The sequence below is a fragment of the uncultured Bacteroides sp. genome (assembly GCF_902491285.1).
Classification (GTDB): domain Bacteria; phylum Bacteroidota; class Bacteroidia; order Bacteroidales; family Bacteroidaceae; genus Bacteroides.
Genome location: NZ_CABUHK010000137.1, coordinates 1 through 7,332, shown reverse-complemented (window position 1 = coordinate 7,332; position 7,332 = coordinate 1). Strand labels below are relative to the sequence as shown.

Annotated in this window: 9 protein-coding genes; 2 read left to right on the top strand and 7 right to left on the bottom strand. The window is 40.6% G+C overall.

Going from position 1 to position 7,332, the window contains the following annotated elements:
- Positions 1-100 precede the first annotated feature (100 nt).
- The 3 genes from RDN93_RS21135 to RDN93_RS21125 all read right to left on the bottom strand — a co-directional run bounded on the left by RDN93_RS21135 (position 101) and on the right by RDN93_RS21125 (position 3,298).
- On the bottom strand, positions 101-1,012 hold the full coding sequence (locus RDN93_RS21135) for a DMT family transporter (RefSeq protein ID WP_308747305.1): 912 nt from the start codon (positions 1,010-1,012) through the stop codon (positions 101-103).
- A gap of 192 nt (positions 1,013-1,204) precedes the next feature.
- Entirely contained in the window at positions 1,205-1,915 is a 711-nt protein-coding gene (pyrH, locus tag RDN93_RS21130; protein ID WP_308747304.1) for a UMP kinase, read from the bottom strand.
- Between the two features lie 57 nt (positions 1,916-1,972).
- Entirely contained in the window at positions 1,973-3,298 is a 1,326-nt protein-coding gene (locus RDN93_RS21125) for an MATE family efflux transporter (RefSeq protein ID WP_308747303.1), read from the bottom strand.
- A 111-nt stretch (positions 3,299-3,409) separates the two neighbouring features.
- On the opposite strand from RDN93_RS21125, the gene RDN93_RS21120 reads away from it, so the two are divergent.
- Positions 3,410-4,093, top strand: a complete 684-nt coding sequence (locus RDN93_RS21120) for a tetratricopeptide repeat protein (RefSeq protein WP_308747302.1) — start codon at positions 3,410-3,412, stop codon at positions 4,091-4,093.
- Between the two features lie 36 nt (positions 4,094-4,129).
- Here RDN93_RS21120 and RDN93_RS21115 read toward each other — a convergent pair whose 3' ends face one another.
- From RDN93_RS21115 to RDN93_RS21100, 4 genes are all read right to left on the bottom strand, one after another.
- Positions 4,130-5,449 carry a zinc-dependent metalloproteinase lipoprotein gene (locus RDN93_RS21115; RefSeq protein WP_308747301.1) on the bottom strand — a complete coding sequence of 440 codons (1,320 nt, stop codon included), beginning with the start codon at positions 5,447-5,449 and terminating at the stop codon, positions 4,130-4,132.
- A gap of 66 nt (positions 5,450-5,515) precedes the next feature.
- Complete coding sequence (locus RDN93_RS21110; RefSeq protein WP_308747300.1) at positions 5,516-6,274, bottom strand: biotin--[acetyl-CoA-carboxylase] ligase; 759 nt, start codon at positions 6,272-6,274, stop codon at positions 5,516-5,518.
- Positions 6,258-6,614 (bottom strand): MmcQ/YjbR family DNA-binding protein, encoded by a 357-nt coding sequence (locus tag RDN93_RS21105; RefSeq protein WP_308747299.1) that lies wholly within the window; start codon positions 6,612-6,614, stop codon positions 6,258-6,260. The genes RDN93_RS21110 and RDN93_RS21105 overlap by 17 nt, the downstream gene beginning before the upstream one ends.
- Positions 6,615-6,669: 55 nt before the next feature.
- Positions 6,670-7,035 carry a YraN family protein gene (locus RDN93_RS21100; protein ID WP_308747298.1) on the bottom strand — a complete coding sequence of 122 codons (366 nt, stop codon included), beginning with the start codon at positions 7,033-7,035 and terminating at the stop codon, positions 6,670-6,672.
- 67 nt (positions 7,036-7,102) lie between these two features.
- Here RDN93_RS21100 and RDN93_RS21095 point away from each other — a divergent pair.
- On the top strand, positions 7,103-7,332 hold a 230-nt coding region (locus RDN93_RS21095), incomplete at its 3' end, for a hypothetical protein (RefSeq protein WP_004299215.1).

Sequence of the window (7,332 nt, the reverse complement as noted above, 5' to 3'; positions counted from 1 at the left end):
TATCCATTTTTTCTTGTGCATTGTCAAGGCAAGTCTTTACGTCTACCATATTTTTCGATAATTAAAGTTGCTATTCGATTGATTAATTAGCAAAAGTATATTATTTTTTGTTCATCTGCAACAGCATACTCATCTTTTTTATGAGCGACTTACCAATGATAATCAAGGTAACGGCAGTGATAATCATTAAAATACCTGTCATTAACCGGGGCGTGAGTTTTTCGTGAAACAAAAGAACTCCGAAAAACAAAGCCGTCACAGGTTCCAAAGCGCCTAAGATGGCAGTCGGGGTAGAGCCTATATAATGGATAGCCAGTGCTGTGCAAACGAGCGATACGGCAGTAGGCAGAATAGCCAGTGCCAGTACGTCTGCCCAAAGCCAGACAGATGGTATGATTTGCAGTTCCGTGCAGAAGTTCAGACGGGCGATATAAACCGAGAGTCCGAACAGGATAGCGTAAAACGTAAGTTTGGTTGTCGGCAGGTTTTTCAATGTCGAACGATTTACACCTACTATATATATAGCATATGAAAGTGAGGACAACAGCACAAAGATGATACCTATGGTAGACAGCGGCTTGCCACCGTCTCCCTGATACAGCAAGGCGATGCCCGAAAGTGCCAGCAAGATTGAGAAAACGGTAATCGCGGAAATCTTTTCTTTGAAAAATACTCCCATAATGACCGCTACCATTACCGGATAGACGAACAGGATTGTAGAAGCAATTCCGGCATCCATATAGTTGTAGCTCATGAATAGGAGTAGTGAAGAAAATGAGAACAGCAATCCCATAATAATCAGAGGAAGAATGTCCGCTTTCCGAAGAGCGAAAGACTGGTGTTGCATCTTCATTAGTATCCCCAATACAATGACAGCAAAAAAGTAGCGGTAAAATAAAACCGTATCGACACTCATGCCTGCTGCGTAGAGCGGAAGTGCAAAAAGAGGATTCATACCGTAACTTGCGGCGGCAATCGCTCCATAGATAAAACCTTTGGTTTTGCTGTTCATCGTTTTAAGTTTTTTAAATGGCGTGCAAAAGTACGCAGTTCGTAAATGATAAACAAGCGTTTACCCTGTTGATAGTATAATTTAATCTTTCGTATGCTAAAAACTATTATTGCAGGCAATTATATACGAAAAAAGACAGATAATCTCGTTTAAGAGACTTCTGTCTTATTCTGAATATTTTGAAGGAGTAAGTTAGTTGTGTACAATCGTGCCTATTTCTTCTCCGCTGATTACTTTCTTCAAGTTACCTACCGTATCCATATCAAATACGACAATAGGCAGATTATTCTCCTTGCACATACAAGTAGCTGTCAAGTCCATTACTTTCAAACCGCGTTTCAGTACTTCATCATACGTGATGTCGTCAAATTTGGTTGCGGTAGGATCTTTTTCCGGATCGGCGGTATAAATACCATCTACACGGGTTCCTTTCAGCATTACGTCAGCCTCAATTTCTATTCCTCTTAATGAAGAACCTGTATCTGTGGTAAAGAAAGGATTTCCCGTTCCTGCGGACATGATGACAACCTCACCGTTTTCCATGCATTCGATAGCTTTCCATTTACTGTAAAATTCACCGATAGGTTCCATGCGGACTGCTGTCAATACACGGGCTTTCACTCCGGCAGCCACCAATGCCGAACTCAATGCCAGGCTATTGATGACAGTTGCCAGCATTCCCATTTGGTCACCTTTCACGCGGTCGAAACCTTTATTGGCTCCGCTCAACCCACGGAAGATATTTCCGCCGCCAATAACGATACCTATCTGTACACCTTGTCCGTGGATTTCCTTGATTTGCTCTGCATATTCTGCCAGTCTTTTCTCGTCGATGCCATATTGCTTTTCGCCCATCAGACTCTCTCCGCTTAGTTTCAGCAAGATTCTTTTATACTTAGCCATATCTTTTGCTTTTTATAGTTTGCCGCAAATATAGAGATAATTTGTCAGATAGCCTTATTAGGATACGATTACTTTTTTCATGATTTGCCTTCCCAGGAAAGTTTGTACGATTCCTCTTAATGAAAGATAAACAAGAAACGCCAGCCATAAGGCATGATTTCCCAAAAGGGAATGAAATGCATAATATACCCCGAAGAAACTGGCGGAAGCAACTAGCATAGAGTAAAGCATCTGGCGGGTAGCAGTGGCACCGATAAAGACCCCGTCCCACAAGAAGGCGGAAAAACCGGCTAATGGAATGGCGAGTGCCCAATAAAAGTAGGAATCCGCTGCTTTGATTACCGAAACGTCATTAGTCAGTAATTCCAAGAATTCCTTTCCTCCGACCGAATATAGAATGGTGAATACCATTGAAAGCCCGAATCCCCAATAAAATAGGTGGCGTACCGTGCTGTGCAGGCCTGTTTGGTTTCTTGCACCGATATAGCGTCCTGACAATGCTTCGCCCGCATAGGCAAAGCCGTCCATGATATAGGAGAAAAGAGTGAATAACTGCATTAACAAGGTGTTGACTGCTAAAATGACTTCGCCTTGTGCCGCTCCGGCCGAAGTGAAGAACATGGTGACTATGACAAGGCAGAGCGTGCGGAAGAATATGTCACGGTTCACTTGGAAAAAACGGTACATGGCTTGCTTCTGTACTATTTCTTTCCATATAATTCGTTTACGGAGTTTGCTATAATAGCGTATGTATAACAGTATTGCCATAATGAAACCTGCATATTGTGCGATAAGGGTGCCTGTGGCTACTCCTGCCACTTTCATATCCAGTAGATAAACAAGGCATAGGCTGACTGCAATATTGACGATATTTTGAGTAATGGCGATGTACATCGGGAAGCGTGAATTCTGCATTCCGATGAACCAGCCGGCAAATCCATAAAGGCCTAATATGGCGGGGGCTCCCCAAATGCAGATGTAGAAATAAGTAGTTGCCAGTTGCTCGACTTCCGGTGTCGTTTGTATAAATGCAAATGCCAGTCTCAGAATAGGGTATTGGAGTATCAGCAGGCAAAAGGCGATTACTGATCCTACACCTACGGAGCGTACCAGCAGCCGGGTGATTTCATTAAGGTCGTGCTGACCATAGGCCTGCGAAGTCATGCCACTCGTCCCCATACGCAGGAATCCGAAAATCCAGTAGATGATATTGAACAGCATTCCCCCTACGGCAATGGCTCCGATATAGGCCGGAGAACCAAGGTGCCCTACGATAGTGACATCAATAAGTCCCAGTAGCGGAACGGTTATATTGGATATAATCGATGGTATGGCAATCTGTAATATTCGTCTGTTTTCAGAGGTTTGTTTTTTATCTATCATTTTATAGAAACACTTTTATCAAATTGATTGTTCTTTTATGCCGCAAAGGTACATTTTTTATTTTTTTATTGTATCTTTGTGTGTCACGAACTAAATAGCAAATATTGGATTATGAGAGCCTTAACTATCTTCTTTTTATCGTTGTTTTCATTGCCGCTGATGCTGAATGCACAGTCGGTTGATGAGATGTTGCAGAAAGTGTCTGCCGCTATCGAAGCCGGGCAGAATGGACAGGCTGTGAGCTATTTCCGACAGACAATCAGTCTGAATATTGACCGCACGGAAATGTACTATTGGACGAATGTCGACAAGAATAGTGAAGTGAGTGTGAAGTTGGCTAATGAACTGGCGGTTGCTTATAAAAAGAATCGGAATTATGACAAGGCCTATCTGTTTTATAAAGAGTTGCTTCAAAAGGCTCCCAATAATGTAGATTATCTTGAATCATGTGCGGAGATGCAGGTATACCGTGGACAGGAAAAGGATGCTCTGCATATGTATGAAAAGATATTGCAACTGGATGCAGATAATCTGGCGGCTAACATCTTCTTAGGCAATTACTATTATTTGATGGCTGAGCGGGAGAAGAAGCAATTGGAAGCCGACTATAAGAAAATATCATCACCAACGAAAATGCAATATGCCCGCTATCGGGATGGACTATCGAAAGTGTTTTCTACAGGATATGAAAGAGCACGGAGCTCTTTGCAGAAGGTTGTTCTAAGGTTTCCGTCGACAGAAGCCCAAAAGACATTGGACAAGATATTGAGAATAGAGAAAGAGGTGAAGCGCTAGGTGGTTCACCTCTTTCTTTTGATGATATTTTACCTGCTATTTAATCATTCTCATTGGGAAATTCTGTGGCCCTGTTGCTCTTGTGCTTACTCTAGTCTCTTTAGGCCCCGGAATTAGTACACCTCGAGCCAACATATGTCTAACCCTATTTCTTTGGTCATTAGTAAAACGATTTAACCATGAAATATCATAGTCCATAATGTTGTTGGGAATTGAGACCGTTTCACTCACACAATCTAGTCTTTCAAATAATTTATTAAACTCACTCTGCGACATATTGGTTATTCCATTTTTTGAGATTATATAGTCTGACATCCAAGTGATGTATGCATCTCTGTCATACGTTGGAGTATCATCACAATAGTCACTGTCTATGCATGTATTAATACCTGTTTCTTTATTTTCTGGTTCAGAAAAAGCATGGAATAAACCAAGATAATGTCCTAATTCATGGGCGATAGTTGGGATTACATCTACAGAATTATACGTTCTGTTTTCTATACTGGCAGATGAATAGATATACTTATTATTAATAGATACGCAGTGAGGATATGTTAAGTTGGAATGTTCTGGCAGGAAGTCTAGCTGATTGAGTCCATCAAGTTTGTCTGGAGCGATTGTATAGGGTAAATGCGAGATACCTAATATGTTTTCGTTGCTGAATGTGTACAACATGATATTGATATATCTGTCAGTATCCCAAAGATATTTTAGATTGTCTTTATTCTCCATAAACTTTTCACAATCCATTGTTGCTTCATTAATTTGCGTTCGATTGATTCCAGCTTCCTGTAGTATGTTGCCTTCAGGGTCTCTAGTTGCAAGAACGAACTCAAGATTCATATCAACGCTTGCACTTTCTAGTAAGTTTTGATAGTATTTGTTACATGCAACAATTAGATCAGAAGCTCTACTGGCTCTCATGTTTTGTGTTGTGTTATTGGGATCTTTATAAAGAACTTGAAATACCACTGGTATTTTATAGTGATGATTTTCTATTTCTTCAACAGAAAGTTGCTTTCCATTCTGTATGACTGACACCTTTTCTTGTTGGCCATCAGTTTCAACTGTAATCGTTGCTGCGCGAGCATATGCTTCACTGTTTTTATTAACTTCTATTCTTATCTTACCATTATTTTCTCCAGATGTAATATCGGTAGTACACCACGAGTTGTTACTGCTGATGTTCCACTTATGATTACTTTGAATATTTACTGTTATCGTTTCTCCATTCGCACTTATGTTTTTGAATGAGGTTTCCGAAACTTTTAAGGTGGCTGTGTCTGAGGATTCCGAATCACTGCAACCTGTTAGCACCCATAATAATGGAAGCAGGAATATTAATCTTGTTTTCATAAATGAGATAGTTTTTATATAAAACATCGGTGTCAAAGATAATGTTTTAATCAGTTCGTAGATTACTTATCTCAATAAATATTCCACTTCTTTAAACATATAGCCTCTTTTCGTCTGCATTTCATCTTCCAGAATCAATCTGCCTTCGGGCTCTACACATACAATCCGTGCAAGGAACTCTCCGTCAGCGTCTTTGTACCGATGCATCCCTTCCTTTCTGAAAAGTGACTTTTCATAGTGAATAGCGATTGATGATGTGTCATCCTTTTTAAGCCGGCAATAATAAGACTGGACGCGCAGCATTATATTCTTCAATATCTCAAAAATATCATATTGTTTTCCTGTGATTTGATAGAGCGAAACAGGGTTAGGAGCCGGGCTGTGAAACACTTCCTGATTAATATTGATTCCGATACCTGCAATGCTCTGACTGATATTGCGCCCCATCAGGTCGTTTTCTATCAATATGCCACATATCTTTTTCTCTTTCCAGTAAATATCATTCGGCCATTTGATAGAAATATCAGCGGTATAAGTCTCCAACTCTTCTTTAATAGCTAAAGACACGATTTGGGAAATAAGAAACTGGCGGCGTGCTTCCAGAAATTCAGGAAAAAACACAAAGCTGAAAAGGAGATTCTTATAAGGCTCCGATTCCCACGAATTTCCACGCTGCCCCCGTCCGGAAGTTTGGAAGTCGGCGACTACGGTCGTAAACTCTCCGGCTTTTTCTTTGGCGCAAAAAGTTTGCAGATAGTTGTTGGTAGAACTCGTTTCACTGATATGAATCAATGGAACCGGAAATAATTCAGGGGAGAGCATCATATTCTGCACGTAGCTTTTTAGTAAACTTCTTGATTACTTCATCATAAGAGTGGTCTATGAGCTCTTTCATAAGTTTGTCGTCTACATCACTGTCGAAGCGGACACCATTCCAATACTTCTTGTTGAAATGATAAGCTCCTTCAATTCCGGAATAATGTTCACGCAGTTCAATCGCTTTTTCCGGATCACATTTCAACGCGATGTGATTTGCTTCTTCCAAATCAATAAGGGCAAACATCTTGTTCATCACTTTTATAACTAGGGATACCTCATCAAAGGGAAAAGATTCAGTGGCCCCCTTCTTGCTCAGGCAGTATTCTCTAACAGTTTCTACGTTCATAATAAATCAAATCTATAATAAATTCTGTATGACTCTGCATTCTCTGTGGCAAACCTTAAAATAAAGGTGGATAAAACGCTTCCTTCATATGCTCAATCTTGAAATCTCCGTTCCCACCTACTACAGTGACAATATCGAAACGTACGGGGACGTCAATCTGGAATAGTTTCATGTACGTATCTGCGGCACGCACTGTACGTCTTATCTTGGGTAAATCAACGGCGTCTTCCGGTTCCGCAAACTGAGTGTTGCTGCGGGTCTTCACCTCTACTACAATCAATTCACAGTCGCTTGCAGCCACAATATCCAATTCGAAATGTCCCTTTCTCCAATTCCGGTCACGGATGATATAGCCCTGCTGTTCGAGATAGGCTACTGCGGCATCTTCTCCGGCTTTACCCAATTCGTTATGTTTAGCCATCTTTTTTTGCAAATTTACTGCTTTTATTCTTTGAATTTACAGAAGTAAAAGTAATTTTGCAGAAGATATGAGAAAAAGGAGTAAGAAATGCCTGAAAATGCACGTCGAGTGTACTAAAAGAGAACGGCGGATGAGCATTTTGTTGAGCGATGAAGAGCAACTGATTGTGGACCGTTATCTTGAAAAATACAAGATAACAAATAAGTCACGTTGGCTTCGCGAAACGATTCTCATGTTTATTCATAAGAATATGGAAGAAGATTATCCGACCCTTTTTGGTGAGCATGATATGAGACG